The sequence below is a fragment of the Pseudomonas fontis genome (assembly GCF_028656955.1).
Lineage (GTDB): Bacteria > Pseudomonadota > Gammaproteobacteria > Pseudomonadales > Pseudomonadaceae > Aquipseudomonas > Aquipseudomonas fontis.
This window is the reverse complement of the sequence record NZ_JAMDGY010000056.1, coordinates 48,739-75,252: the sequence shown is the minus strand read 5'-3', so window position 1 is coordinate 75,252 and position 26,514 is coordinate 48,739. Positions and strand designations below refer to the sequence as shown.

The window sequence follows — 26,514 nt, the reverse complement described above, 5'->3', positions numbered from 1 at the left end:
TTCAAATCAGGATTTCAGGTAGCCGTTGGCGGCCAGGAAACTTTCGGTGATACCGCCCTTGCTCGGCTCGGCGGCCTTGTCACCCAGCAGCAGGCGCTCCAGGTAACGGGCCAGCAGGTCGACCTCAAGGTTGACCCGACGACCTGGGCGGTAGTCGGCCATGATGGTTTCGGCCAGGGTATGCGGGACGATGGTCAGCTCGAACTCGGCGCCATCGACCACGTTGACCGTCAGGCTGGTGCCGTCGACGGTGATCGAGCCCTTGTGGGCGATGTACTTGGCCAGGTCTTTCGGGGCCCGCAGGCGGAACTGGATGGCGCGGGCGTTATCGCTGCGCGAGACCACTTCGCCGACACCGTCGACATGGCCGCTGACCAGGTGACCGCCCAGGCGGGTGGTCGGCGTCAGGGCTTTTTCCAGGTTGACCGGGCTGCCGCTCTTGAGGTCGTCGAAGGCGGTGCAGTCCAGGGTTTCGCGGCTGACGTCGGCCCAGAAGCCGTCACCCGGCAGCTCGACGGCGGTCAGGCAGACGCCGTTCACCGCAATGCTGTCGCCGAGTTTCACATCACCCAGGTCGAGCTTGCCGGTTTCGACATAGACGCGCACATCGCCGCCCTTGGGGGTCAGCGAGCGGATGCTGCCGATGGATTCGATAATGCCGGTAAACATGAGTCCTCCTCGAGAACAGGCCGCGCGTGGGGCGCAAGCCGCAAATTATACGCTGGCTGCTGGCAGAGGAATGGCAGTGACTCGCCAGTCATCGCCAACCGCACGCATTTCAGTGATTTTCAGCGCCTGCGCCTCGCTCATCCGGGCCAGTGGCCAATCGAGCAGTGGGCGGGCGCTGGAGCCGAGAAACTTGCCGGCGATGAACAGCTGGTATTCATCGACCAGGCCTTGCTGGGCAAACGCCCCCGAAAGGCCGGGGCCGGCTTCGACCAGGATTTCATTGGTGCCCCGGCGCGCCAGTTCGTTGATCAAGGCGAGCAGATCGACTCGTCCATCGCTGCCCGGCAGGCTCAGCACTTCATGGCCGGCCTGTGCATAACTCGCATCGATGGCCGCCGTCGTCACCACCAGGGCCGGGCCGGCCTTGAAGAACGGGGCATCCAGTGGCAGGCGCAGACGGCCGTCGATCAGCACGCGCAGCGGTTGGCGAGTCATCGCCAGCGCCGTGGTTTCAGCATCCAGGCCGAGCTCTTCGGCGCGCACGGTCATGCGTGCGTTATCTGCCAGCACGCTTTCGGCGCTGGTCAGCACCACGCTGGAACGGGCGCGCAGCCGCTGCACCGCTGAACGCGCGGCAGGGCCGGTGATCCATTGGCTTTCGCCGCTGGCCATGGCGGTGCGCCCATCCAGGCTCATTGCCAGCTTCACCCGCACGTATGGCAGGCCGTGTTCCATGCGTTTGAGAAAGCCCGGGTTGAGCGCCCGCGCTTCGGCTTCAAGCACGCCGCTGGCTACTTCGATGCCGACCCCCGCCAAACGCGCCAGCCCCTGGCCGGCCACTTGCGGGTTGGGGTCCTGCATGGCCGCGACGACACGGGCGACACCGGCGTTGACCAGCGCCTCGGCACAGGGCGGGGTACGCCCGTGGTGGCTGCACGGTTCAAGGGTGACATAAGCACAGGCGCCACGGGCCAGCTCGCCGGCCTGGCGCAGCGCGTGCACCTCGGCATGCGGCTCACCGGCGCGCACATGCCAGCCTTCGCCGACAATCTGCCCGTCACGGACGATCACGCAACCCACCCGTGGGTTGGGGTGGGTGGTGTACTGGCCTTTGCGCGCCAGTTCCAGCGCGCGGGCCATGTAGTGGGCGTCGAGTACGGCGCGTTCGCTGGGCATGCTCACTCTTTAGCCGGCACACGGGCCAGGCGGTCGATTTCTTCGCGGAACTCGTCGAGGTCCTGGAAACGTCGGTACACGGAGGCAAAACGGATGTAGGCGACTTCATCGAGCTTTTGCAGCTCGCCCATCACCAACTCGCCGACGACCAGCGACTTGACCTCGCGCTCACCAGTAGCGCGCAGCTTGTGCTTGATGTGCGCCAGCGCAGCTTCGAGGCGCTCGACACTGACCGGGCGTTTTTCCAGCGCACGCTGCATGCCGGCACGCAGTTTTTCTTCGTCGAAAGGCTGGCGGCTACCGTCCTGCTTGATCAGGCGGGGCAGCACCAGTTCGGCGGTTTCGAAGGTGGTGAAACGCTCACCACAGGCCACGCATTCGCGGCGACGGCGTACTTGCTCGCCCTCGGCGACCAATCGCGAGTCGATGACCTTGGTGTCGTTGGCACCGCAGAAGGGACAGTGCATGGTGGCAGGCAACAAAAAAAGGGAGGGCCATGGTAGCGCATCCCACTGGCAAGACAAGCCAAAGGGGTTACCATCCAGTGAGGAAATATACCCCTGAAGGATTTCACCATGCCGATTCGAGCGCTCGTTGTGCTCAGTTTTGCTGTGCTGCTGGCCGCGTGTGGCAGCGACGCGCCCAAACAACAGACCACCCAGGCCGCCCCCGCTGCCGCCAAGAAAGCCGCCGGCCCCGGCCCGCTGCCGGCGTACCAGCGTGAACTCAGCGGCACCCTGCTCGGCGTGCCCTCGGGCGCCGAAGTCGAGCTGGCGCTGCTGGTGATCGACGAACGCGGGCGCCCGCAACGCCTGCTGGCCAGCAGTACCCTGGACGGTACCGGGCAGGCCCTGCCGTTCCAACTGCGCTTCAACCCGGAAGTCTTCCCGGCCGGCGCGCGCGTTGAACTGCGCGGGCGCGCCAGCCAGTCCGGGCAGTTGATCCTGCACCTGCGTCCGCTACAGATTGCCCGCGCCGACACCCAGGCCACCGGCCAGTTGCAGTTCGAAAAAGCCCCATGAGTGCACCGGTTGAACTGCAGCAGTCACTGAGCGGCCTGCTGGGCGACGCGCAGTTGGTCGTCAGTGAGCTGCCGGACTGTGCGCTCAAGCTCTGGTTGATCGACGCCGACAACATGGACCGCGCCTTCAGCCCCGAAGAAACCCGACGCATCCTGCATGAGCCGCCGTACTGGAGCTTTTGCTGGGCCAGCGGCCTGGCAATGGCGCGCTATCTGGAGCAGCACCCGCAGTGGGTGGCGGGCAAGCGCGTGCTGGATTTCGGCGCAGGCTCCGGCATTGCCGGGATCGCCGCAGCGCGGGCTGGCGCGGCTGAAGTGGTGGCGTGCGACCTTGATCCGCTGGCACTGGACGCTTGCCGGGCCAACGCGGCGCTCAATGGCGTGGAACTGAGCTACAGCGACGATTTTTTCGAGGAGGCCGACCGCTTCGACCTGATCCTGGTGGCCGATGTGCTCTACGACCGCGCCAACCTGCCGCTGCTCGATGCCTTCCTCAGCCGGGGCCGCGAGGCGCTGGTGGCCGATTCACGGGTACGGGATTTCCGTCACCCGCTGTACCGCCAGCTGGACACCCTGCACGCCCTCACCCTGCCCGATCTGGCCGAACCCCACGAGTTCCGCCAGGTGAGCCTGTACCACGCCAGCCGCTGAGCCTTATAGTGCTGGCATTCAAGCAAGTGCGAGAGTCGCGATGAGTCAAGAAACGCCCTACATTTTCGATGCCACCGTCGCCGACTTCGATCAGTCGGTCATTCAGAACTCCTTCGTCAAGCCGGTGCTCGTCGACTTCTGGGCCGAGTGGTGCGCGCCGTGCAAGGCGCTGATGCCGCTGCTGGCGAAAATCGCCGAGGACTATCAGGGCGAGCTGCTGCTGGCCAAGGTCAACTGCGACATCGAGCAGGACATCGTTGCCCGCTTCGGCATTCGCAGCCTGCCGACCGTGGTGCTGTTCAAGGACGGCCAGCCGGTGGATGGCTTTGCCGGGGCGCAGCCGGAGTCGGCGATTCGGGCGCTGCTGGAGCCGCATGTACAACTGCCGCCGCCCGCCGACGAAGACCCGCTGGAAGTGGCCCAGGCGCTGTTTGCCGAAGGTCGTTTCAGTGAGGCTGAAGCCACGCTCAAGGCGCTGCTGACTGAAGACAACAGCAATGCGGCGGCGCTGATCCTGTATGCGCGCTGCCTGGCTGAACGCGGTGAGCTGGGTGAAGCGCAGACAGTGCTGGACGCGGTTAAAAGCGATGAGCACAAGGCGGCACTGGCCGGGGCCAAGGCACAACTGACCTTCCTGCGTCAGGCGGCAAGCCTGCCGGAAGTGGCGGACCTGAAGTCGCGCCTGGCGCAGAATGCCGAGGACGATGAGGCGGCGTATCAGCTGACCATTCAGCAGCTGTCGCGCCAGCAATACGAGGCGGCGCTGGAGGGGCTGTTGAAGCTGTTCAAGCGTAATCGCGGGTATGAGAACGGCTTGCCGCACAAGACCCTGCTGCAGGTGTTCGAGCTGCTGGGCAATGATCATCCGCTGGTGACGGTGTTCCGCCGCAAGTTGTTTGCCGCGCTGTACTGAGCCGCGCTTTCGGGCCCTATCGCTGGCCTTGCCAGCGATAGGGCCAGTACAGCTTTACCCAACCCAGTGATACTCCGGCGCATCCGCCCCACTCTGCACCTTCACATCCGCACTGTGGCGCAGGCGCACCAGCAGGCGCTTGCCACCCGCCGTATTCCCCGCCAGGCCTTCCAGGTGCTCAAGCAACTGCGGCCCGCTCAAATGCCCGGCCTTGCGCAGCACTTCCCGCGCTGCCTGCCATAACGCATCGTCCGGCCGAGCCTGCACCACCGGCGTACTGCTCGCCGCCATGGGCGCCGCGTGCACCAACTGCCCGCCCAACTGCGCCCACTCGGCCGGCTCCAGTTCCACCGTCAAATCCACCGGCCATTCGCCGATGTGTCCTCGAATTCGCACCGTTGCACCCTCCACTGTTTCAGGCACCCATGCTCCCACGCCCACACCCGGTCGCCAAGCAGCGCTGGCATTTGCTACAAAAGTTGTTATAACATTTCAAAACATGTCCAACGCTCCTGCGGAGAATCCTCCATGCGTCGTCTGCTGCTCGCCTTGCCGATTGCCTTGCTGCCCCTCACCGTGGCCCTTGCCCACGACGACCATGACCATGAACACGGCAGCCTCGGTGCCCACGAACATGGGGTAGCCCGCCTCAATGCCGTGCTCGACGGCCAGACCCTGGAGCTGGAGCTGCAAAGCCCGGCGATGAACCTGATCGGCTTCGAACACGCCGCCAGCAGTGATGCCGACAAGGCCAAGGTCGCTGCCGTACGCAAACAGCTGGAACAACCGCTGAGCCTGTTCGGCCTGGCCAAGGCCGCTGGCTGTACAGAAACTGACCGGAAACTGGAAAGCCCACTGTTCGGCGATGCCCCGGCCAAGGATGACGACGGTGACGACGAGCATGATCACGATCACAGCGAGATCCACGCCCACTACCAGTTCACCTGCACCGCGCCGGAGAAACTGGCCCAGCTGGACCTCAAGCCGCTGTTCACTGCCTTCCCTGCCACCCAGAAGATCCAGCTTCAGCTGATCGGCCCAAGCGGCCAGCAAGGCATCGAAGCGACAGCGGCCAAGCCATCGGTTAAATTCTGACCCATGACCCAAGCATTGATCGAACTGACTGACCTGAGCTTCGCCTGGCCGGGCCAGGCGCCGTTGCTGGATATTCCGGCACTGCGCCTGGACGCGGGCGAGTCGCTGTTTCTCAAAGGCCCCAGCGGCAGCGGCAAGACCACCTTGCTCGGCTTGCTCGGCGGTGTGCAAAAGCCTGACCGAGGCAGCGTCCGCCTGCTCGGCCAGGACCTCGGCGAGCTGAAACTCTCTACCCGCGACCGCTTTCGCGTCGACCACACCGGCTACATCTTCCAGCAATTCAACCTGCTGCCGTTTCTCTCGGTGCGTGAAAACGTCGAACTGCCCTGCCGCTTCTCGCGTAGCCGTGCCGAGCGCGCGGTGCAGCGCCATGGCAGTGTCGATGCCGCCGCCACCACCCTGCTCGCCCACCTGGGCCTGAAAGACCCGGCACTGCTCGCCCGCCGCGCCGACAGCCTGTCCATCGGCCAGCAACAGCGGGTTGCCGCCGCCCGCGCGCTGATCGGCCAGCCGGAGCTGGTGATCGCCGACGAGCCCACCTCCGCCCTCGACGCCGACACCCGCGAAGCGTTCATTCACCTGCTGTTCGCCGAGTGCCGCGAAGCCGGCTCCAGCCTGCTGTTCGTCAGCCACGACCAGAGCCTGGCGCCGCTGTTCGATCGCCAGTTGTCCCTTGCCGAACTCAATCGCGCCGCGCGCCCTACCAGCGACCTGGAGGCCTGATGTACCTGCTCCGTCTTGCTTTGGCGAGCCTCGCCAACCGGCGTTTCACTGCCTTCCTCACCGCGTTTGCGATTGCCCTGTCGGTGTGCCTGCTGCTGGCCGTCGAGCGCGTGCGCACCGAAGCGCGCGCCAGCTTTGCCAGCACCATCAGCGGCACCGACCTGATCGTCGGTGCCCGCTCAGGCTCGGTGAACCTGCTGCTGTATTCGGTGTTTCGCATCGGCAATGCCACCAACAACATCCGCTGGGACAGCTTCGAGCAGTATGCCAACAACCCGCGAGTGAAATGGGCGATCCCGATGTCCCTGGGTGACTCGCACCGCGGCTACCGGGTGATGGGCACCACCGAGGCGTACTTCGAGCACTACCAGTACGGCCGCAAACAGAACCTGCAACTGGCCGAGGGCCGCGCCTTCGCCAACGACCCGTTTGAAGTGGTGCTGGGTGCCGAAGTCGCCGAGGCGTTGCACTACAAGCTGGGTGACAAGCTGGTGCTGGCCCATGGCGTGGCGGTCATCAGCCTGGTCAAGCATGACGACAAGCCATTCACCGTGGTCGGCGTGCTCAAGCGCACCGGCACCCCGGTGGACCGCACGCTGCACATCAGCCTGGGCGGCATGGAGGCGATCCACGTCGACTGGCAGAACGGCGTGCCCGCGCGCGGCGCCGGGCGCATCAGCGCCGAGCAGGCACGCAGCATGGACCTCACGCCCAAGGCCATCACCGCCTTCATGCTGGGCCTGAACAACAAGATCGCCACCTTCACCCTGCAACGGGAGATCAACGAGTTCCGTGGCGAACCGCTGCTGGCGATCCTCCCCGGCGTGGCCCTGCAAGAGTTGTGGAGCCTGATGGGCACAGCCGAGCAGGCCTTGTTCGTGGTCTCGCTGTTCGTCGTGCTGACCGGGTTGATCGGCATGCTCACGGCGATTCTCACCAGCCTCAACGAACGGCGCCGCGAGATGGCCATCCTGCGCTCGGTTGGTGCGCGCCCCTGGCATATCGCCGGCCTGCTGGTGCTGGAGGCCTTCTCCCTGGCCGTGGCCGGCATCGCGGTCGGCCTGGGGTTGCTGTACTTCGGTATCGCCGTGGCGCAGGGCTATGTGCAATCGAACTATGGCCTGTTCCTGCCGCTGGCATTGCCAAGCGCACATGAATGGACGTTACTGGGCATCATCCTGGGCGCCGCCGTGCTGATGGGCAGCATTCCGGCCTGGCGCGCCTATCGACAATCCCTGGCTGACGGGCTGTCCATTCACCTATGAAAACGCTTGTGCTGATGCTGTTGTTGATCGCCGCGCCCGCCTGGGCCGGCGAGCCGCGTACCTTGCAGTGGCCGGAGATGATCCCCGAAGGTGCCCCGATCATTGAGCCGCAGATGACCCCGCTGCACGATCTATCGCAATTGAGCAGCGCGCTGGCCGGTGGCGAGTCCGGCCCGGCGGCGCACCAGCAAGGGGCGGATGCCCCGGTGGTGAAGGCGCTGGATGGCAAACAGGTGAAATTGCCCGGCTACGTGGTGCCGCTGGAGGTCAGTGAAGAAGGCCGTACCACCGAGTTCCTGCTGGTGCCTTACTACGGCGCGTGCATCCATGTGCCACCGCCACCGGCGAACCAGATCGTGCATGTGTTCAGCGAGATCGGCATCAAGGTCGAAGACCTCTACCAGCCTTACTGGATCGAGGGCCCGATGCAGGTGAAAGCGACCAGTAGCGAACTGGCCGAGGCCGGCTACCAGATGGAAGCCGAGAAAATCTACGCCTATGAACTACAATGATTGGCCGCGCCCAGGCGCTTGAGCTTTCATTGAGCTGCGTCAAGATTCCCCGGTAGCCGCCTGCTTACCATTGGACACATTAAATTCTAAATGTCCTTTGGGAGCTTCCATGAACAAGTCCTTGCTCAGCGCCTCGCTCATTGCCCTGGCGCTTGCAGCCCCTGTTGCCCACGCCCACCAGGCGGGTGACTTCATCCTGCGTGCGGGGGCGATCACCACGGCTCCCAACGAAGACAGCGGCGAGATCAAACTCGACGGCGTCAAGGCGTCGGGCACCAAGGCAACCTTGACCAGCGACACTCAGCTGGGCCTGGCCTTCGCCTATATGCTGACCGACCACATCGGCCTGGAACTGCTGGCGGCCACGCCATTCCAGCACGAAGTGGGCGTCAAGGGCCTGGGCGCCGGCCTGGATGGCAAGCTGGGCGACATCAAGCAACTGCCACCGACCCTGTCGCTGCAGTACTACCCGATGGAGCCGACTTCCAAATTCCAGCCATACGCCGGTATCGGTCTGAACTACACCATGTTCTTTGACGAAGACCTGAGCAGCAACCGTAAAGCCCAGGGCTTCAGCAACCTGAAGATGAAGGACTCGATAGGCCTGGCAGGCCAGTTGGGCATGGACTACATGCTGACTGACAACTTCCTGGTCAACGCTGCGGTCTGGTACGTGGACATCGACACCAAGGCCACCATCGACGGCCCGAGCGCGCTGGGCGTGGGCAAGACCAAGGTGAACGTGGACGTCGACCCATGGGTTTACATGGTCGGTATCGGCTACAAGTTCTGATCACGGCATGAATGAAAAAGGCCGCGACGGGTGACCGTCGCGGCCTTTTTTATTCTGGATGCAGCGCCAATTGGCATCTGTGGCTGCTCCTGTAGCCGCTGCCGTCAGGCTGCGCTCGCCTGCATAGCAGGCGCCGCCTTTGGAAGCCCTTGCGGGCTCCAGCGCAGCCTGTCGGCAGCGGCTACAAAATCAGGAGCAACTAGCGCCCCAGCAGTCGCGCCAGACCTTGCGTCAACGGCGTCGGCTCAGGGAAGTCAAAGCGCGCCAGCAACCGTGCGTTATTCGCCCGCGAATGGCGAATATCGCCCGAACGCGCCGGCCCGTAGCTCACCTCGGGCAGGCTGCCCACCACCCCACGCAATGCCTCCAGCAACTGGTTCAGCGAGGTCGCCTGGTTCAGGCCGATATTCACCGCGCCCTCTTCAACCTGGGTTTTTTCCAGCGCCTGCACCATCACCGTGACCAGGTCCCCGACATAGAGAAAATCGCGGGTCTGCTCGCCATCGCCAAACACCTTGATCGGCTGCCCGGCCAACGCTCGCTCACCAAAGATGCTGATCACCCCGGAGTACGGCGACGAGGGGTCCTGGCGCGGCCCGAAGATGTTGAAGAAGCGGAACACCACCGGCTCCAGCCCATGCTGGCGACGGTAGAAATCCAGGTATTGCTCACCCGCCAACTTATCCACAGCGTAAGGCGTCAACGGCGCCTTGAGGGTGTCTTCAGTAATCGACTCGCCTTCGCCATTGTTGCCGTAAACCGCCGCGCTGGAGGCAAACACCACCCGCTTGATGCCATTGAGGCGCATCGCCTCGCAGACGTTCAGGGTGCCGATGAAGTTGCTCTGGTGGGTTTTCACCGGGTCGTCGACCGAGGCCTGCACCGAGGCCACTGCCGCAAGGTGCACCACGGCCTGGCAACCTTCCGCCGCACGGGCCACCAGTGCCGCGTCGGCGACATCGCCTTCGAGCAATTGCAGGTGCGGATGATCAATTTGCAGGTTGCTGCGTTTGCCGGTGGACAGGTCGTCCAGTACCCGTACCGCGTAGCCCTTTTCCAGCAGCGCATCGCTGAGATGGGAACCGATGAAGCCAGCGCCACCGGTGATCAGAATGGGAGCATCAGCCATGACGGTAGAATCGTTCCAGTAAGGTCGGCAGGCCGGCACGCCAGGCGCGCGGCTTGATGCCGAAGGTGTGCAGGATTTTCTTGCAGGCCAGCACCGCATGCTGCGGCTCTTCTGCCGCATCCGAGCGGGCTGCGTGGGCCTGCGGGGTTGGCGCCTCGACCGCCAGCGGGTGCAACTGCGCCGCCTCGGTGAGGATAGCCTGCCCCAGCGCCAGCGGCGTGGTCGCCTCGTTGCCGGCGTAATGGTAGGTGCCCCACAGCGGCGCAGCGCAATCGAGCTGCTTGAGCACCGAGAGGATCACCCGTGCAGCGTCGTCCACCGGCGTCGGGTTGCCCCGTCGGTCATCGGCCAGCAGCAGTTCCTGGGGCTTTTCGGCACGGGTCAGGTAGCGCCCGAGGATGCCGTCGATGCTCTCGTCGAGCACCCAGCCAAAGCGCAGCAGCACATGTTGCGGGCACGTCGCGCGTACGCTCTGCTCCATCCGCCACAAGGCCTGGCCGCGCGAACCCAGCGGCACCGGCTCGTCCTTCTCGCTATAGGCCGTGGCCCGCGAGCCATCGAACACCCGGTAGCTGGAAGGCTGCAGCAGGACAATATTGTGGTGCTGGCACAGCTCGGCAAGACGCTCGACCGAGCGCTCCTGCACGGCCAGGCGCTGTTCGCTGACCGCCTCGGCCTGGAACCAGTCGAAGTAGTACGCCAGGTTGATCAGGGCATCGGGGCGGGTATCGTCAAGCAGCTGGGTCAGGCTCGCCGCATCCCAGCCCTGGTCCGGTGGTCGCGGGGCCAGAAAGCCGATGTCTTCCTCGGCCCCAAGGCGAATCAGCGCTTGCCCGAGGGCATTTCCACCACCCAACAGCATCAGGCGCATTCGCATAGAGTCAACAGGTCCGGTCAGATCGATTGAAGGAAAGGATTCATTTTGCGGTTTCCGGCAGGGGAAGTCCAACACAGGCCCGGCAAGGCGCTACTTCTGCGCCGATATCAAGCCATTTGCTTGCCACTTTCGCGAATTAGGAAACTGCCTATAATGCGCCGGGAATGAGCTGACAGCCGCGAATGGATTTACCGCGTTGAATAGTTAGCTCATTCGCTTACCGGCTGCCAGACATTCCGTCTGATAACCGGCCGGCAGGGATTGCCAAGTAAAATCAATAACAAGGAATGTTCCCCATGCAGGAATCGGAAGTCGCGTACCTGAGTTTCGACCAAGACCAGGCCCGAGCGCTCGCCGCCGCCAGTCAGGACCTCGCCGACCTCGGCGGCCCGCAAGCACCCGGTGTGGCCATCAAGGCCAGGTTCTGGGCCTCGCGAATCGAAAAAACCCTCGAAACTCACCAGTTGGCCGCGCTGCAGCGCTTTGCCGATGGCCAATTGTCGGCGTTGATGTGCTCGCACATGCCGTGCCCCGGCAGCGACCCGATCCCCGAGCAACTACCCGACCTGCCCACGCTGGAGCGCAGCAACCGTTGCCTGTACCTGGCGTCGCGCAACCAATTGCTGCTGGAGCTGGTGCGCTACCGCGCGTTTGCCTTCGATATCGACAACGAAGGCAAGCAGACCCGCCTGGTCGGCAACTTCAAGGGCGGCGGCAGCGTCGCCCGCGCCGATGAAGACCGCAGCGCGCATGTCGAGCTCAGCTCCCACGCCGGCCTGCGCCTGGGCCCGCACACCGAAGCGCCGTACAACTGCTCGGTCATCGCCAGCGCCGGGCAGTCCCCTGCACCGTCCGCGCTGATCCTCTCGGCGCGCTGGAACCCGGCAAACGAACCGACGCGGATCATCCCGCTGCGCGGCATCATCGAGCAGCTCGGCAGCCTGCATGCCCTGGCGCTGACCTCCGATTCCTTCGACTTTACCCGCAGCGACTGCTTTGTCGCCGGGCAAGGCGAGGCCGGCAAAGCCACCTCGATGCTGCAGTTCGACCCCAACGGCGGCTTCAGCCTGCGCTACAACTCCTACCGTTTTTCGCTCAACGACCTGGCCAGCAACACCGCCGCCAACGCCTTCGACGCCTTCCAGGCGCTGGTCGGCGCGGCCGAGCCGCTGCCATTCGTGCTGCAGCCCGACACCGCGCTACTGGTCAACAACTGCCGGGCGCTGCACGGACGCGACATTCTCCAGGACAACCGCCGCCTGCTGGTGCGCCTGTTCGGCTATTCGCGCTTCGCCCAACCGGTGGTGATCACCGAAGACCCGCTGCTGGTACGCGGCTAGCCCCAAGGAAACCCCCTAGATGATGGAAATTGATCTCACCCTGCTGCTGACCCTGGCGTCGGTGGCGCTGATGGCCGGCTTCTTCGACGCGATTGCCGGCGGCGGCGGCCTGATCACCTTGCCGGTGCTGTTCGTCGCCGGCATCGACCCGCTGGCGGCCATCGCCACCAACAAGTTCCAGGCCGCCTCGGCCACGGTGTCCGCCACCTATGCCTTTGCCCGCAAGGGCATGATCGACTGGAAGAATGGCCTGCCCATGGCCGCCATGTCGTTTGCCGGGGGCGCCCTCGGGGCGCTGTCGGTCAGCCTGGTGCCCAAGGAGTTTTTGCAGGCCTGCGTGCCGGTCCTGCTGATCCTGGTGGCGGCCTATTTCGCCTTCAGCCCCAAGCCGGACGAACATGCGCGCAAGGCCAAGATCTCGATCAGCCTGTTCTGCCTGGCAGTGGCCCCACTGATCGGCTTCTACGACGGCATATTCGGCCCCGGCGTGGGCTCGTTCTTCATGCTCGCCTGCGTGATCCTGCTCGGCCAGACCATGCTGCGCGCCGTGTGCAACGCCAAACTGCTGAACGCCGCGTGCAACCTTGGCGCACTGTCGGTATTTTCAATGAGTGGGGCGATTGTCTGGCCACTGGCCCTGGCGATGGCCTGCGCGGCGTTCATCGGCGCGCAACTGGGGGCACGCTGCGCCGTGCATTTCGGTCCTAAACTGATCAAGCCGCTGCTGGTCTGCGTGTGCTGCATCATGGCCCTCAAGCTGTTGCTCAGCGCAGGCAACCCACTCGGCGAATGGCTGCATCATCAGTTCCTCTAGGCGGTGTCCATGCTCCCTGAAGCGACCACGACGCAACGCTCCACCTGGCAATACGACGAACCTGCTCCCGGTGCGGAGCGTTTCATCACCGAGGCCTTCGACGGCTACCAGCAGCAGGCACGGCTGCTGGTAGCCGATGCCGAGCAGGCGCCGCCGCTGTTCGTGGTGGGTGGCGCACGCTCGGACTTCACCCGGCTCAACCCGCTGCTCTACCGCCTGCAACAACAGGGCATCGGCTCACTGACCGGCAACCTCTCCGGGCACAGCCTGGCCAGCGAGCCGGGGGCCGTTGCACCGTCGTTGTCGACCAACCTGCACGAGGCGTTGCGCTTTCATCGGCACATCGCCCCACAGTGCACCACGTTGGTCGGCCACAGCCTGGGCGCGGCCATCGCGCTGAAGCTGGCGGCGCAGATGCCGGCTGTGGACAAGCTGATCCTGATCTGCCCGGCCGTGTACCCCGATGCCGCGCACAACGCGCCTTTTGGCCCGGCGTTCAAGGCGGCGATCAGCAAACCCTACGAGTTTCTCGCCTGCGACAGCTATGCCTTCCTGAACCAGTTCAAGGGCCGCGTGTTGCTGGTGATGGGCGAATACGACGGGCTCAATTCGCAAACCTTCGGCCAGGGCGCCGGCACCTCGGCGGGCACCCTCTGGTTGGCCGGCGCGCAGCGCTACAGCCCGATCCCTGAAGAAGTCACCCGTGGCTTGTTGCGCGCGGTGCCGCCGCCCGACCTGGAATGCCTGCTGCTCGCAGACTGCGATCACGGCATCGCCGCGCATTTGCGCGGCACGCCGGAGGTGGCCGATCAGGTCGCGCAGACCGTGGCGGAATTCATCCTCGGCTGACGCTGCTCACTCGATCTCGAACAAGCCGTTGCTGATCGGCCCGACGTTCAGGCGCTCGCGCACATCGTCATCGATGCGCGGGTCATCGGGCTGATACAGCTTCACCTGGCGGTAGGCATTGATCCGGTTGATCTCCGCGCCGAGGTATTCCCAGACCACGCGGGTGCAGGCCGGGGTCCGCCGGTCGCCACTGGACACGCCGGTCTTCAGGCCGTTGAGGCGGGTGATGCGGCTCTTGAAGCTGGGGATGAGAATGGTCTGGCTCATCTCGTTCACCGTCAGCGACTCGTAGTCCATCAGGAACAACCGATCCTGCAACTGGAACGCCGCCCCCAGGTAGCGACAACGCACCCAGTCCTCGCCCTGCACATCGGTGCTGCTCAAGCGCTCCTGCCGCTCCTGGCGCTCGAACAGGTAAGTGCCGCGCTCTTCGCGCAGGTGCACCAGGGAAATCAGGATGGTCCCCGGCACCGACATGCAGTTGGAATATTCGAAGTAGTAGCCGCAGTAGCGCGACAGGTTGCCGGCGTGTTCGCGCAGCGGCCGCAGCAGGTCCACCAGCGGGTCGCCCTGCCCTTGCGGCGACAGCGCGGTACTGCGCGCGCCGATCAGCCGGGCGAACTGTTCTGGCGGCAAACCCAGCTCGTAATCCTCCACACCGAAGAAATCACCGATGCGCTTGAGGTTGTAAGCCGTCGGACGGCTCTGCCCGCTCAGGTACTTGTTGAACTGCCCCCGATTGATCGACAGCTGCCGGCAAACCTCCGAGATAGAGCGGTAGTGGCTGCACGCCAATTTGAGGTTGAGGCCCAGGGATTCACTCATTGAGGCAGTACCGGCTGATGCGAAAGGCGCCAGTTTAGCATCAAGTCGCATCAATTCAGAGCAACCCGCGAAATTGTAACGATGTTTGTCATAGCCAACCATGCGCCCCACGGACACGGCGCATCGACGCCGTCCCTACGTCTTTCATGCAAAGAATAAGAATCGAGGTCTCCACCATGCTCGAAGCGCTCAATGATTTCCTTTCGGGGAAACTCCTCATCGTGCTTATCGTCGGACTGGGCAGCTATTTCACCATCCGCTCCCGTTTCGTCCAGTTCCGTCACTTCCGCCACATGTTCAGTGTGTTCAAGGAATCGCTGCATGGCCAGGCAGGCCAGTTGAGTTCGTTCCAGGCGCTGATGCTCAGCCTGGCCGGTCGCGTGGGCGCCGGCAACATTGCCGGTGTCGGCATTGCGGTGACCCTGGGTGGCCCGGGCGCGGTGTTCTGGATGTGGGTGACCGCACTGGTCGGCATGTCCAGCAGCTTCTTCGAGTGCACCCTGGCCCAGGTCTACAAGCGCGCCGACGGCGATGGCCTGTACCGCGGCGGCCCGGCGTACTACATCCAGCATGGCCTGAAGATCAAGAGCATGGCCGTGGTGTTCTCCATCCTGCTGCTGGTGACCTATGGCTTCGCCTTCAACGGCCTGCAGTCGTACACCGTGACCCACTCGCTGCAAAACGCCTTCGGTTTTGCCCCCGAGCACACCGGCATCGCCCTGGCCGTGTTGCTGGCCATCGTCTTCCTTGGTGGCATCAAGCGCATCGCGGCGGTCTCCGACCTGCTGGTGCCGGTCAAGACCCTGGCCTACATCGGCGTCACCCTGTACGTGATCGGCAGCCAGATCGAGCACGTCCCGGCGATGCTGGAAACCATCTTCAAGAGCGCCTTCGGCCTTGACCCGGCATTCGGCGGCCTGCTCGGCAGCGCCATCGTCATGGGCGTGAAGCGTGGCGTGTTCGCCAACGAAGCCGGCCTTGGCAGTGCGCCCAACGTCGCCGCCGTGGCCGCCGTGCGTCACCCTGGCGCGCAAGGTGTGGTCCAGGCGTTCAGCGTGTTCCTCGACACCTTCGTGATCTGCACCTGCACCGCGCTGCTGATCCTGCTGTCGGGCTTCTACACTCCGGGCTTCGAAGGCGACGGCATCGTGCTGACGCAGAACTCGCTGGCTGCCGTGGTCGGTGACTGGGGCCGCCTGTTCGTCAGCGTCGCACTGTCGCTGTTCGTCTTCACTTGCATCCTCTACAACTACTACCTGGGCGAAACCAGCCTGCAGTTCCTCACCCGCAACCGTGTGGTGCTGATGATCTATCGTGGCCTGGTGCTGGCGCTGGTGGTGTGGGGTTCGGTACAGAACCTGTCCACCGTGTTCGCCTTCGCCGACATCACCATGACCTGCCTGGCGTTCGTCAACCTGATCGCCCTGGCCCTGCTGTTCAAGATCGGCCTGCGGGTGATGCGCGACTACGACGAGCAGCGCAAGGCCGGCGTCAAGCAGCCGGTGTTCGACGCCTCGAAGTTCAGCGACCTGGACCTGGACCTCAACGCCTGGCCAACCACGCCACGCGCCGAAGCCAGCAACACCGTCGTTGTCGGTGAGCCTCAAGCGCAACGCTGAGTCGCCCCCTGAAAAGCCGCCCCGTTCGCGGGCGGCTTTGCATTCCCCCGCCCTTGCATTTCATCCGCCCGGAAGGCCCACCATGTGCGCAGTCAAGAACCTCCTCGTCCTCTACACCGGGGGCACCATCGGCATGCTCGAAACCCCCCAGGGCCTGGCGCCCGCCGCTGGCTTCGAGGCGCGCATGCGCAGCTACCTTGACGCACACCCCGACAGCCCGCGCATCGCCTGGACCCTGCGGGAACTGTCGCCGCTGCTCGACAGCGCGAACATGCAGCAAGCCAACTGGCTGGCGATGTGCGACGCCATCGTCGAAGCGGTGAAGCAGGACGGGCACGACGCCATCCTGCTGCTGCACGGCACCGACACCCTGGCCTACAGCGCAGCGGCCTTGTCGTTCCTGCTGCTGGGGCTGGATGTGCCGGTGGTGCTGACCGGGTCGATGCTGCCCGCCGGGGCGCCGGACAGCGATGCCTGGGGCAACCTGTGCGGGGCACTGAAGCTCTTTGAGCAGGGCGTAGAAAACGGCGTGCAGTTGTACTTCGCCGGCCAGTTGCTGCACGGCGCCCGCGCCAGCAAGTTGCGCAGCGAGGCCTTCGAGGCTTTTGCCGCGCTGCCGCGCCAGCGTGAGGGTGAGAAGGCCGGGCACATTCCGGCCGTCCTGACCTACTGCCAGCCGCGCATTCCGGTAAACCTCGCGGTACTGCCGATCTTCCCCGGCTTGCAGGCGGCCCACGTCAAGGCGCTGGTCGACAGCGGCGTAAAGGGCTTGCTGCTGGAATGCTACGGCAGCGGCACCGGCCCGTCCGATGACCAGGCGCTGCTGGATGCCTTCGCTGATGCGCGCCAGCAAGGCGTGCTGATCGTCGCGATCAGCCAGTGCCCGGAAGGCAGCGTGATGTTCGACACCTACGCGGCGGGCAGTCGCTTGCGCGACAGCGGGCTGGTCTCGGCAGGTGGCATGACCCGTGAAGCGGCGCTGGGCAAACTGTTCGCGCTGCTGGGTGCCGGCCTGGACCTGGCAACCGCGCAGCACTGGTTCGCCCTGGACCTGTGCGGGGAACGCGTAGCCTAGGAAAGTGGCGGAAGGCAGCGGGAGTCGAACCTGCCCGGGAACGGCTGCCGCCCCCAACCGGGTTTGAAGCCCGGCCGCGCCACCGGGCGCGATTGCCTTCCATGTTCAGTCGTGCGCGCCGGCCTGGGCCAGGGCACTGTCACGGCGTAGGCGACGCTGCTCGCCCAGGCGTCGGGTCAGGCCGATACGGTCGAAGTACTCAAGGATCTGGATACTGCGTTTGCGCCCGATGCCCAATGCATCGCGAAAGGCCGCAGCCTGGATCACCCCTTCATCGCCCGCCATGCGCACCAGCATAGACGCCATTTGCCCGAGCGTGGCGTCGGCGTAGAACAGATCGCGAACCACCTGGTGCACCTGCGCCAGGCGCGCCATCTTGCGCAGCAGCAGGCGCATGGCGGCTTCCTCGGTGTGCGTGAGCCGGGCCAGGTCGCGCACCCACGGCGGATCGAAGCCGGCTTGCAGCAACAGCGGCTGCACCTGCTGCCACAGGGCGTCGTCCGCCGCCGTCAGGCGTGCCTGATGCCCCGGCAGGTGCAGCCACTGCCCGCTGCTGGCCAACTGGCCGCTGCCGAGCAATTCCTCGATCAGGCTGATGAACGCCGGGCGCTCCACCGGCATCGCCGCAAAGCGGCGCAGGCGATCACGGTCCGGGCCGAGTTGGTCCGGCTCCAGCTCATGGAAGCGTCCAAGGGTTTCCAGCAATTGCGCTTTCAGCGCCTGCCATTGCCCCGTGGCGAACAGCAGCGGCCCCTGGCGCGTGGCGATGACGATCACGTCCTGCGCCAGCTGCCAGCTGTCACGCAGGCGGTTGAACTGACGCTCCAGGCGCTGCGGTACAAGCCCGGCCGGGCTGTTGGCGATCAATGCCGGCAACGCCGCCTCCAGGCTGTCGCTGTCTGCCAGCGCCTGCAATTGCGCCAGCCGGGCCGGTTCGCGCCGTTGCCGGGCCGGGGCAAACGGGTCGAGCACCGTGCCGCCACCCAGCGTGCGCTGGGCGCTATGGTCACGCACTACCAGGCGGTCACCGTGCACTGCTTGCAGGGGGGCATTGAGCAACAACTGCGCGAACATCTGCTGCCCCGGCGCCAGCCGCTCACCCTCGAGCAATGCCAGCCGCGCCGTGACATCCTGAGTGCCCAGGTGCACGTGCACCGGGCTGAAATGTTCGAACGTCCGCGTCTCGCCAGGCAGCAGGTGCCAGAGCATGTCCACCCGCTGGGTTGGCGCAAACAGCCACTCGGCGACCAGCCAATCGCCCCGATGGATCTGCTCGACGGCCAGCCGTTCGGCGCTGATGTTCAGGGCCACCCGTTGCCCGGCGCACGCTTCGCTGGCGGTGATGTTCTGCGCATGCAGGCCGCGTACCCGCACCGGTTTGCCGGCGTGCCCGAGCAGCAAGCTGTCGCCCTGGCGCACCCGCCCGGCCAGGGCGGTGCCAGTCACCACGATGCCGGCCCCGGCAACGCTGAACGCGCGGTCGATGGCCAGTCGAAAGCCACCCGAGACGGCGCGTTGGGCCAGGGTTTCCTGCGCCTGCAACAACGCCTGACGCAGGGCATCGACGCCTTCGCCGGTGACGTTCGACAGGGGGAACTGCGCGGCGCCAGCAAAAGGCCCTCGCGCCAGCAACTCGGTGACCTGCGCCTGTACTTCGCTGACTCTTGCCGGCTCGACGCGGTCGCATTTGCTGATCGCCACCAGCGCCTGTGGGATCCCGAGCAACTCGACAATCGCCAGGTGCTCACGGGTTTGCGGCATCACCCCATCGTCGGCAGCCACCACCAGCAAAACCAGGTCGATACCCTGTGCCCCGGCCAGCATGTTGCGGATAAATCGCTCATGGCCCGGCACGTCGATAAACCCGGTCAGCGGCGCACCCGGTTGCAGGGCGGCGTAGCGATAACCGAGGTCGATGGTCATGTCCCGCGCGCGCTCTTCGGGGCGTTGGTCGCCGGCCTGCCCGGTCAGTGCTTCGAGCAACGCGGTCTTGCCATGGTCGATATGGCCTGCCGTCCCCACGATCACGGCGCGGGGTGCTCCACTTGCAATTGCCCCAGTTGCGCCAGCCATCCGGCTTCATCGTCCAGCTGGCGCAAATCCAGCCACAGCGCGTCGTCGTCAATGCGACCGAGCACCGGCACCGGCAAGCGTCGCAAGGCCGCCTCCAGCGCCAGCAGGCTGCGCCCGCGCAGTCGTTTCGACACCAGTGGGCGCACACACAGCGCCGCACTGGGCAGGCGTGCTACCGGTTGGCTGCCGCTGCCGATCATGCCCAATGCTGGCACCGCTGCCACCTGCCAGGCGCTGCCGAGCACCTGTGCCAGTGACGGCGCCAGGCGCTCGGCCTGGGCATGGATGTCGGCTTGCGGCCGGGTCAGCAGGCGCAAGCTGGGCAGGCGCTCGGCGAGGCGGTCCGGGTCGCGGTACAGGCCCAGCACTGCCTCGAGCGCGGCGAGGGTCAGCTTGTCGACGCGCAGGGCGCGCTTGAGCGGGTTCTTCTTGATTTTGGCGATCAGTTCCTTGCGCCCGACGATTACCCCGGCCTGCGGCCCGCCGAGCAACTTGTCGCCGCTGAAGGTGACGATGTCGGCGCCATCGGCCAGTGCCTGGCGTACCGTCGGCTCAGCCGGCAGGCCCCAGCGGGTCAGGTCGAGCAGGCTGCCGCTGCCCAGGTCTTCGAGCAACGGCAACTGGTGCTGGTGGGCGATGCGCGCCAGCTCGGCGGTGGGCACCTGGGTGGTGAAGCCCTGGATGCTGTAGTTGCTGCAATGCACGCGCATCAACAGGCCGCTGCGTGGGTTGATGGCGGCTTCGTAGTCGCGAGCGTGGGTGCGGTTGGTGGTGCCGATCTCGTGCAGCTTCACCCCGGCGCGGGCCATGATGTCGGGGATGCGAAACGCCCCGCCGATCTCGATCAGCTCACCGCGGGAAATGATGCCCTCCTTGCGTGCGCCCAGGCTGTTGAGCGCCAGCAATACGGCGGCAGCGTTGTTGTTGACCACGGTGACGGCCTCGGCGCCGGTCAGCTCGCGGATCAGGCCTTCGATCAGGTCGTCGCGATCGCCGCGCTTGCCGCTGTGCAGGTCGAATTCAAGGTTGAGCGGGTAGCGCGCAGCCATCTGCACCGCCTCGATGGCTTCCTCGGGCAGCAGTGCTCGGCCAAGGTTGGTGTGCAGCACGGTGCCGGTGAGGTTGAACACCCGCCGAACCTGGCTGCGGTGCTGGTTGGCCAGGCGCTCGCCTGTGCGCCCGGCGAGCACCTCGGTGGCGAGCTCGGCGCTGGCCAACTGGCCGAACCTGGCCGGTTCACGCAGGTCGTCGAGGAGTTGGCGCAAGGTCGCCAGGGTGGCATCGCGACCATAGCGAGTGATCAGCGGCTGGCAGGCGGGGCTGCGTAACAAGGCATCGATGGAGGGTAGATGGCTGACGCTGGAGGCAGGGCTGGACGGCATGCAGGGGCTACCCTCGACAGATCCATTGGCGCCCGAGCCCGCCGTACCCCTGTGGGAGCCGGCTCCCACAGGTTCAGCGACAACTCCGGCGAAGGCGTGATTGGAGTGCTGAGTGTAGACCCTCCTGTCACTCCCCTCCCGGCGCCAGCAACAGATTCGGCGCCAAGCGCTGGTAACCTTCCCCGTCCAGGCGCATATCCAGCGCCAGGCTCGCCAAGTCCGCCGACAGCCCTTCGGCACTGGCGTCATTCTCCAGGTACACCTGTTTCAGGTAGCTGCTGCACCCCGGGCAACACTCGGCCTGCAACGGCGCCTTGCCGCTGGCATGGCGGTCATCCTCGAAGCTGTAATACAGCAAGCCCTTGCTCTGCTCGCAGTACACGCACTTGACCCGCACCACATGCCATTCGCAGGCGCACAACGAACACAGCAGATAGCGCAAGCCGTTGTGCCGCCCCCGGTGGCGGATCACCCCGGCCATCGCCGGCGACCCGCACGCCGGGCACTGCGCCAAGGTGTGCGCGGGCTTCACGTCCGCCTCCCCCAGCGCCAGCAAGGCGTGGCTCCACGCCGCCTGCAACGCGGCGCCAAGGAACGGAACCAGCGCCGCCGGGACCAGCCCATATTGCCCACTGAGCAGCTCCAGCGCCCAGACCTTGCGCTGCCCCGCGTTGGCGCTGGACAAGGTGTCCATGGCGGCCTGCTGCTCGGAGGTCTGCGCCTGAAAACCTCGCAACAGCGCATCCAGCCAGGACTGCCAGGCGTCATCACGCACCAGGCTCTCGGCCGCCAACGGTGCCGGCCCGGCAACGCGCGCCAGCGTCAGTGGCGGATGATCAAACAGATCCTGCTGCACCCGGCACAGCGCGGCGGCAAAGCGCAGGTAGTCGCCTAGCCCATTGCCTTCGGCCAGCATTTGCAGACGCTCGGCCCGCAAGGTGAACAGGTTGCTCGGCGGCAAGTAGAGAAACGGCGGCGAACTGGCCGCCGCCTCGATTTCACCGGGCTCAAGTAGTGTACTCAAGGCTTGATTCCTTTCTGGCTGTCGGTGGGTTCTTCACGGGTCACCTGCCGATACCATAGCGCATGGTGCTTGCGCGCCCAGGCACGGCTTACCCAGCCATGCAGCATGGCGCCGACCGAGCCCTTGATCCAGATCCCGGCATAGATGTGCACGATGATGCTCATCACCAGCACGAAGCCGGCGACCGCATGCGCCAGCGCCCCCAGGCGAATCGACTCGATCCCGAACCAGTGGCTGAAGTACGCCCGCCAGATCACCACGCCACTCACCAGCAACACCAGCATGCAGACCAGCAGGGTCCAGAACAGCAGCTTCTGCCCGGCATTGTATTTACCCACTGGCGGCAGCCCTTCCTCCTCGTTGCGCAGGACCTTGTCGATACCCCGCAGCCATTGGCGATCATTGGCCGTGAGGAAGTTGTAGCGCCAGAAACGGATCACCAGGCCCAGGAAGAACACGAACATCGCCACGCCCATGAACGGGTGCAGGATCCGCGTCCACGGCCCGCCGCCGAACAAGTGGCTGAGCCAGAACAGCGCCGGGTGAAACAGCGCCAGCCCCGACAGCCCGGCCATGAAGAACAGGATCGCGACGATCCAGTGGTTGGTTCGCTCGTTGGCGGTGTAACGCAGGATCGGTTTGTCTTTCATGGCCGCTCCTCCCCGGGTGTGCCGGGCTTGCCCGGGTCATAGACATGCACGGCCGGATCCACCTGATGCACGCTGGTGTCCGGCGCCGAAGGGTGTTCATCTTCCTCCACCCGGTTCGGCCCCACCCGCACATAGTGGAAGAACCCGGCCAGCACCGCCGCGCCCATGGCCAACAGCGCCAACGGCTTGGTCACGCCTTTCCACAGGCCCACCAGCGGGCTGATCACCGGCTGGTTCGGCAGGCCGGCGTACAGGCTCGGCTGGTCGGCGTGGTGCAGCACATACATCACGTGGGTGCCGCCGACGCCATCCGGGTCATACAGGCCGGCCTGGTCGAAGCCACGCGACTTGAGGTCGACGATGCGTTCGGCGGCATGGGTCTTCATGTCTTCCTTGCTGCCGAAGACGATCGCCCCGGTCGGGCAGGTCTTCACGCAGGCCGGCTCCAGCCCTACGGCCACGCGATCGGAACACAGGGTGCACTTGTAGGCCTTGTGGTCCTTCTGCGAGATGCGCGGGATGTTGAACGGGCAGCCGGTGATGCAATAGCCGCAGCCGATGCAGTGGTCCTGGTTGAAGTCGACGATGCCGTTGGCGTGCTTGATGATCGCCCCCGGGCTCGGGCAGGCCTTCAGGCAGCCAGGCTCGGCGCAATGCATGCAGCCGTCCTTGCGGATCAACCACTCCAGGTTGCCGGCCTCGTTCTCATGCTCGGTAAAGCGCATGAGCGTCCAGCTCTCGGCCGAGAGGTCCTGCGGGTTGTCGTAGGTGCCATGGTTGTGGCCGACCTCGTCACGCAACTCGTTCCATTCCGAGCACGCCACCTGGCAGGCCTTGCAGCCGATGCACTTGGTGGTGTCGATCAGCTTGGCCACCTCCTCCAACTGGCGTATCGACGGCGGCGGCGTGGTGGTGGCCGAACGGGCAATGATGTCTTGGCTAGCCATCAGATTTTCTCCACGTTGACCAGGAACGACTTCGATTCCGGGGTCTGGGTATTGCCGTCACCGAGGAACGGCACCAGGGTGTTGGTGAGGTAGCCGTGCCGGGTCAGGCCGGTGAACCCCCAGTGCAGCGGAATACCGACCTGGTGCACGGTCTGGTTGTTGACCTGCAACGGCCGGATCCGCTTGGTGACCACCGCCACCGCCTCGATGAACCCGCGTTTGCACGACACCCGGACCCGGTCGCCGGCAGCGATGCCCTTCTCCTTGGCCAGCACTTCACCGATCTCGACGAATTGCTCCGGCTGGGCAATCGCATTCAACCGGCAATGCTTGCTCCAGAAGTGGAAGTGCTCGGTGAGCCGGTAGCTGGTCGCCGCGTAGGGGTAGTCCTTGGCGGTGCCGAGGGTTTCCCACACCGAATCGAAGATGCGCCCGGCCGGGTTGCTGGTGGCCTGCTTGTTGTTCGGGTGCAGCGGGTTGATGCCGATTGGCGTCTCGAAGGGTTCGTAGTGCTCGGGGAATGGCCCTTCGGCCATCTTGTCGACCGCGAAGAACCGCGCCACCCCTTCGGGGTTCATGATGAACGGGTTCATCCCGGCTTCCGGCGGCACGTCGGCTTTGTAGTCCGGCGTGTCGGTGCCGCCCCAGGCCTTGCCGTTCCACCAGACCAGGCGTTTGGCCGGGTCCCACGGCCGGCCCTGGGTATCGGCCGAGGCGCGGTTGTAGAGGATCCGCCGGTTCGACGGCCAGGCCCAGGCCCAGCCCAGGTTCTGCTTCATGCCGTACGGGTCGCTGTTGTCGCGCCGGGCCATCTGGTTGCCCTGCTCGGTCCAACTGCCGCAGAAGATCCAGCAGCCGGACGCAGTACTGCCATCGTCCTTGAGCTGGGCGAAGCCGGCCAACTGCTGGCCAGCCTTGAGCACTGCGCCCGTGGCGTCGGTCACATCGGTGACGGCTGCGCCGTTGAGCTCCTTGGCAAGCTCTTCTGGCGATGGTTCGTCAGCGATCTTGTACGGCCAGCTGAGGTTGAGCAACGGCTCGGCAAACGCACCACCTTCGGCCTTGTAGCGATCACGCAGGCGCCGGTACAGCTCGCTCATGATGCGCACGTCGGTGCGGGTTTCGCCGGGGCCGTCGGCGCCCTTCCAGTGCCATTGCAACCAGCGGCTGCTGTTGACCAGCGAGCCGTCTTCCTCGGCAAAACAGGTGGTCGGCAGGCGGATCACCTCGGTCTGGATATTGGCACTGGTGACGTCGTTGTACGGCCCGACATTGCGCCAGAACTCCGAGGTCTCGGTGGCCAGCGGGTCCATCACCACCAGCCACTTGAGCTTGCTCAACGCGGCCGTCACCCGGTTCTTGTCCGGCAACGCGGCAATCGGGTTGAAGCCCTGGCACATATAGCCGTTGACCTTGCCCTGGCCCATCTGGTCGAACATCTTCAGCACGTCATAGCCGGGGATATCCAGCTTGGGCAGCCAGTCATAGCCCCAGTTGTTTTCAGCCGTGGCGTTGGCGCCGTACCAGGCCTTCATCAGGCTGACGTGGAACTTGCCGTAGTTCTGCCAGTACGACAGCTGCCCCGGGCGCAATGGCTTGAGCGCACGCTTGGCGATATAGGCGTTGTAGTCCTGCTCGGCGTCGCCGGGCAACGTCAGGTAGCCCGGCAGCGAGTTGGACAACAGGCCAAGGTCGGTCAGGCCCTGGATGTTGGAGTGGCCACGCAATGCATTTACCCCGCCGCCCGGCATGCCGACGTTGCCCAGCAACAGCTGCACCATCGCCGCACTGCGAATGATCTGCGCGCCAATCGAATGCTGGGTCCAGCCCAGGGCATAGAGAATCGTCATGGTCTTGCCCGGTGCCGAGCAGGTGGCGATCTCTTCCCAGATCTTCTGCATGCTGTCCTGCGGCATGCCGCAGGTCATGCTGGCGATTTCCGGGGTGTAGCGGCTGTAGTGGGTCTTCATCAGCTGGTAGACGCAACGGGGATCCTGCAGAGTCGGGTCGACCTTGGCGAAACCGTCCTCGCCCATCTCGTAGCCCCAGCCGGACTTGTCGCTGTAGGTGCGCTTGGCCGCGTCGTAGCCACTGAACAGCCCATCCTCGAAGCCATAGCCGGCTTTGACGATGAACGACACGTCGGTGTAGTTGCGCACGTACTCGTGCTGGATCTGGTCGGTGCTCAGCAGGTAATTGATCAGCCCGCCCATGAAGGCGATGTCGCTGCCGGTGCGAATTGGCGCGTAGTAGTCCGCCACCGAGGCGGTCCGGGTAAAGCGCGGGTCGACCACGATGAGCCGGGCCTTGTTGTGGGCCTTGGCTTCGGTCACCCATTTGAAGCCGCAGGGGTGCGCTTCTGCTGCGTTGCCGCCCATCACCAGGACCAGATTCGCGTTGGCGATATCTGTCCAGTGGTTGGTCATGGCACCACGGCCGTACGTCGGGGCAAGACTTGCCACCGTCGGGCCATGTCAGACACGTGCCTGGTTATCGAACCCCAGCATGCCCAGACTGCGGATGACCTTGTGGGTCAGGTAGCCGGCTTCGCTCGACGCGGCGGAGGCGGCGAGGAACCCGGTGGTGAGCCAGCGGTTGACCGTCTGGCCCTGGGCGTTCTTCTCGATGAAGTTGGCATCGCGGTCGGTCTTGACCAGCTCGGCCACGCGGTCCATGGCTTCGTCCCAGCCGATACGCGTCCACTCGGTGCTGCCGGGTTTGCGGATCTGCGGGTACTGCAAGCGGTTGGGGCTGTGGATAAAGTCGAGCAGGCCGGCGCCTTTGGGGCACAGGGTGCCGCGGTTGACCGGGTGGTCGGCGTCGCCTTCGATGTGGATGATGTTCTGCGCCACGTTTTTCGCCGCATCGCCCTGGCTGTACAGGATCAGGCCGCAGCCGACTGAGCAGTAGGGGCAGGTGTTGCGGGTTTCGTGGGTGTGCGTCAGTTTGAAGTGACGCACCTGCTCGGCGAAAGCGGGCGTGGGCGCCATGCCCAGCGCCGCCAGGCTCGAGCCTCCAAGGCCGATAGCAGCGACCTTGAAGAACTGCCGACGGTTGAGATCCATCGTGCACTCCTGATCAGGTGGTGGACG

Annotated in this window: 26 protein-coding genes and 1 tRNA gene; 13 read left to right on the top strand and 14 right to left on the bottom strand. The window is 65.1% G+C overall.

All coding sequences use genetic code 11. The features are described from left to right. Positions 1-6: 6 nt before the first annotated feature. Genes M5G11_RS18165 through nrdR form a run of 3 tightly spaced genes read right to left on the bottom strand, consistent with a single transcriptional unit; the run spans position 7 to position 2,312 of the window. Positions 7-669 (bottom strand): riboflavin synthase, encoded by a 663-nt coding sequence (locus tag M5G11_RS18165; protein ID WP_273912092.1) that lies wholly within the window; start codon positions 667-669, stop codon positions 7-9. 45 nt (positions 670-714) lie between these two features. After that, a complete protein-coding gene (gene ribD / locus M5G11_RS18160; RefSeq protein ID WP_273912093.1) occupies positions 715-1,845 on the bottom strand; it encodes a bifunctional diaminohydroxyphosphoribosylaminopyrimidine deaminase/5-amino-6-(5-phosphoribosylamino)uracil reductase RibD in 1,131 nt (376 codons plus the stop codon). Positions 1,846-1,847: 2 nt separating this feature from the next. After that, positions 1,848-2,312 carry a transcriptional regulator NrdR gene (nrdR, locus tag M5G11_RS18155; RefSeq protein WP_273912094.1) on the bottom strand — a complete coding sequence of 155 codons (465 nt, stop codon included), beginning with the start codon at positions 2,310-2,312 and terminating at the stop codon, positions 1,848-1,850. A 108-nt stretch (positions 2,313-2,420) separates the two neighbouring features. Between nrdR and M5G11_RS18150 the strand changes: the two genes are divergently transcribed. From M5G11_RS18150 to trxA, 3 genes are read left to right on the top strand one after another with little or no spacing between them, the layout of a single operon-like run. After that, positions 2,421-2,867, top strand: a complete 447-nt coding sequence (locus tag M5G11_RS18150) for a YbaY family lipoprotein (RefSeq protein ID WP_273912095.1) — start codon at positions 2,421-2,423, stop codon at positions 2,865-2,867. Next, positions 2,864-3,517, top strand: a complete 654-nt coding sequence (locus M5G11_RS18145) for a class I SAM-dependent methyltransferase (protein WP_273912096.1) — start codon at positions 2,864-2,866, stop codon at positions 3,515-3,517. The genes M5G11_RS18150 and M5G11_RS18145 overlap by 4 nt, the downstream gene beginning before the upstream one ends. A gap of 40 nt (positions 3,518-3,557) precedes the next feature. Beyond that, complete coding sequence (trxA, locus tag M5G11_RS18140) at positions 3,558-4,430, top strand: thioredoxin (RefSeq protein WP_273912097.1); 873 nt, start codon at positions 3,558-3,560, stop codon at positions 4,428-4,430. A 54-nt stretch (positions 4,431-4,484) separates the two neighbouring features. Here trxA and M5G11_RS18135 read toward each other — a convergent pair whose 3' ends face one another. After that, positions 4,485-4,826, bottom strand: a complete 342-nt coding sequence (locus M5G11_RS18135; RefSeq protein ID WP_273912098.1) for a hypothetical protein — start codon at positions 4,824-4,826, stop codon at positions 4,485-4,487. Positions 4,827-4,958: 132 nt separating this feature from the next. Here M5G11_RS18135 and M5G11_RS18130 point away from each other — a divergent pair, with 132 nt between their 5' ends. The 5 genes from M5G11_RS18130 to M5G11_RS18110 all read left to right on the top strand — a co-directional run bounded on the left by M5G11_RS18130 (position 4,959) and on the right by M5G11_RS18110 (position 8,818). Further along, on the top strand, positions 4,959-5,525 hold the full coding sequence (locus M5G11_RS18130; RefSeq protein ID WP_273912099.1) for a DUF2796 domain-containing protein: 567 nt from the start codon (positions 4,959-4,961) through the stop codon (positions 5,523-5,525). 3 nt (positions 5,526-5,528) lie between these two features. Next, positions 5,529-6,248: an ABC transporter ATP-binding protein gene (locus M5G11_RS18125; protein ID WP_273912100.1), complete on the top strand. Its 720-nt coding sequence runs from the start codon at positions 5,529-5,531 to the stop codon at positions 6,246-6,248. Continuing rightward, positions 6,248-7,513: an ABC transporter permease gene (locus M5G11_RS18120; protein ID WP_273912101.1), complete on the top strand. Its 1,266-nt coding sequence runs from the start codon at positions 6,248-6,250 to the stop codon at positions 7,511-7,513. The genes M5G11_RS18125 and M5G11_RS18120 overlap by 1 nt, the downstream gene beginning before the upstream one ends. Beyond that, positions 7,510-8,025 (top strand): DUF3299 domain-containing protein, encoded by a 516-nt coding sequence (locus M5G11_RS18115; RefSeq protein ID WP_273912102.1) that lies wholly within the window; start codon positions 7,510-7,512, stop codon positions 8,023-8,025. Before M5G11_RS18120 ends, M5G11_RS18115 begins: the two co-directional genes overlap by 4 nt. Positions 8,026-8,134: 109 nt before the next feature. Further along, positions 8,135-8,818, top strand: coding sequence for an OmpW/AlkL family protein (locus M5G11_RS18110; protein WP_273912103.1), 684 nt, complete (start codon positions 8,135-8,137; stop codon positions 8,816-8,818). Between the two features lie 199 nt (positions 8,819-9,017). Here the strand turns inward: M5G11_RS18110 and M5G11_RS18105 are convergent, their stop codons facing one another. Both M5G11_RS18105 and M5G11_RS18100 read right to left on the bottom strand, forming a co-directional pair. Next, positions 9,018-9,947, bottom strand: coding sequence for an NAD-dependent epimerase/dehydratase family protein (locus tag M5G11_RS18105; protein WP_273912104.1), 930 nt, complete (start codon positions 9,945-9,947; stop codon positions 9,018-9,020). After that, on the bottom strand, positions 9,940-10,824 hold the full coding sequence (locus M5G11_RS18100; protein ID WP_273912105.1) for a sugar nucleotide-binding protein: 885 nt from the start codon (positions 10,822-10,824) through the stop codon (positions 9,940-9,942). Before M5G11_RS18100 ends, M5G11_RS18105 begins: the two co-directional genes overlap by 8 nt. A 296-nt stretch (positions 10,825-11,120) precedes the next feature. Here M5G11_RS18100 and M5G11_RS18095 point away from each other — a divergent pair, with 296 nt between their 5' ends. The 3 genes from M5G11_RS18095 to M5G11_RS18085 are packed head-to-tail and all read left to right on the top strand — an operon-like array spanning position 11,121 to position 13,827. Then, a complete protein-coding gene (locus M5G11_RS18095) occupies positions 11,121-12,164 on the top strand; it encodes a Fe(II)-2OG oxygenase family protein (protein ID WP_273912106.1) in 1,044 nt (347 codons plus the stop codon). A 19-nt stretch (positions 12,165-12,183) separates the two neighbouring features. After that, positions 12,184-12,978: a TSUP family transporter gene (locus tag M5G11_RS18090; protein WP_273912107.1), complete on the top strand. Its 795-nt coding sequence runs from the start codon at positions 12,184-12,186 to the stop codon at positions 12,976-12,978. Between the two features lie 9 nt (positions 12,979-12,987). Then, positions 12,988-13,827, top strand: coding sequence for an alpha/beta hydrolase (locus tag M5G11_RS18085; RefSeq protein ID WP_273912108.1), 840 nt, complete (start codon positions 12,988-12,990; stop codon positions 13,825-13,827). A 6-nt stretch (positions 13,828-13,833) separates the two neighbouring features. Here M5G11_RS18085 and M5G11_RS18080 read toward each other — a convergent pair whose 3' ends face one another. Beyond that, positions 13,834-14,652: a helix-turn-helix domain-containing protein gene (locus M5G11_RS18080; RefSeq protein WP_273912109.1), complete on the bottom strand. Its 819-nt coding sequence runs from the start codon at positions 14,650-14,652 to the stop codon at positions 13,834-13,836. Positions 14,653-14,828: 176 nt separating this feature from the next. On the opposite strand from M5G11_RS18080, the gene M5G11_RS18075 reads away from it, so the two are divergent. Together M5G11_RS18075 and M5G11_RS18070 are read left to right on the top strand one after the other, a co-directional pair. After that, positions 14,829-16,271, top strand: coding sequence for an alanine/glycine:cation symporter family protein (locus tag M5G11_RS18075; protein WP_273912110.1), 1,443 nt, complete (start codon positions 14,829-14,831; stop codon positions 16,269-16,271). Positions 16,272-16,353: 82 nt separating this feature from the next. Beyond that, positions 16,354-17,346, top strand: a complete 993-nt coding sequence (locus tag M5G11_RS18070) for an asparaginase (RefSeq protein ID WP_273912111.1) — start codon at positions 16,354-16,356, stop codon at positions 17,344-17,346. Positions 17,347-17,351: 5 nt separating this feature from the next. On the opposite strand, the gene M5G11_RS18065 is transcribed toward M5G11_RS18070, so the two are convergent. The 7 genes from M5G11_RS18065 to fdnG all read right to left on the bottom strand — a co-directional run bounded on the left by M5G11_RS18065 (position 17,352) and on the right by fdnG (position 26,487). Beyond that, positions 17,352-17,447 (bottom strand) — tRNA-Sec (locus M5G11_RS18065). 4 nt (positions 17,448-17,451) lie between these two features. Further along, positions 17,452-19,374, bottom strand: coding sequence for a selenocysteine-specific translation elongation factor (gene selB, locus M5G11_RS18060; protein ID WP_273912112.1), 1,923 nt, complete (start codon positions 19,372-19,374; stop codon positions 17,452-17,454). Continuing rightward, positions 19,371-20,801, bottom strand: coding sequence for an L-seryl-tRNA(Sec) selenium transferase (selA, locus tag M5G11_RS18055; protein ID WP_273912113.1), 1,431 nt, complete (start codon positions 20,799-20,801; stop codon positions 19,371-19,373). The genes selB and selA overlap by 4 nt, the downstream gene beginning before the upstream one ends. A 127-nt stretch (positions 20,802-20,928) precedes the next feature. Continuing rightward, positions 20,929-21,825: a formate dehydrogenase accessory protein FdhE gene (gene fdhE, locus M5G11_RS18050; RefSeq protein WP_273912114.1), complete on the bottom strand. Its 897-nt coding sequence runs from the start codon at positions 21,823-21,825 to the stop codon at positions 20,929-20,931. Continuing rightward, positions 21,822-22,475 (bottom strand): formate dehydrogenase subunit gamma, encoded by a 654-nt coding sequence (locus M5G11_RS18045; RefSeq protein ID WP_273912115.1) that lies wholly within the window; start codon positions 22,473-22,475, stop codon positions 21,822-21,824. The genes fdhE and M5G11_RS18045 overlap by 4 nt, the downstream gene beginning before the upstream one ends. Further along, positions 22,472-23,422, bottom strand: a complete 951-nt coding sequence (gene fdxH, locus M5G11_RS18040) for a formate dehydrogenase subunit beta (RefSeq protein ID WP_273912116.1) — start codon at positions 23,420-23,422, stop codon at positions 22,472-22,474. The genes M5G11_RS18045 and fdxH overlap by 4 nt, the downstream gene beginning before the upstream one ends. After that, positions 23,422-26,487 carry a formate dehydrogenase-N subunit alpha gene (gene fdnG / locus M5G11_RS18035; protein ID WP_273912117.1) on the bottom strand — a complete coding sequence of 1,022 codons (3,066 nt, stop codon included), beginning with the start codon at positions 26,485-26,487 and terminating at the stop codon, positions 23,422-23,424. The genes fdxH and fdnG overlap by 1 nt, the downstream gene beginning before the upstream one ends. Positions 26,488-26,514: the final 27 nt, after the last annotated feature.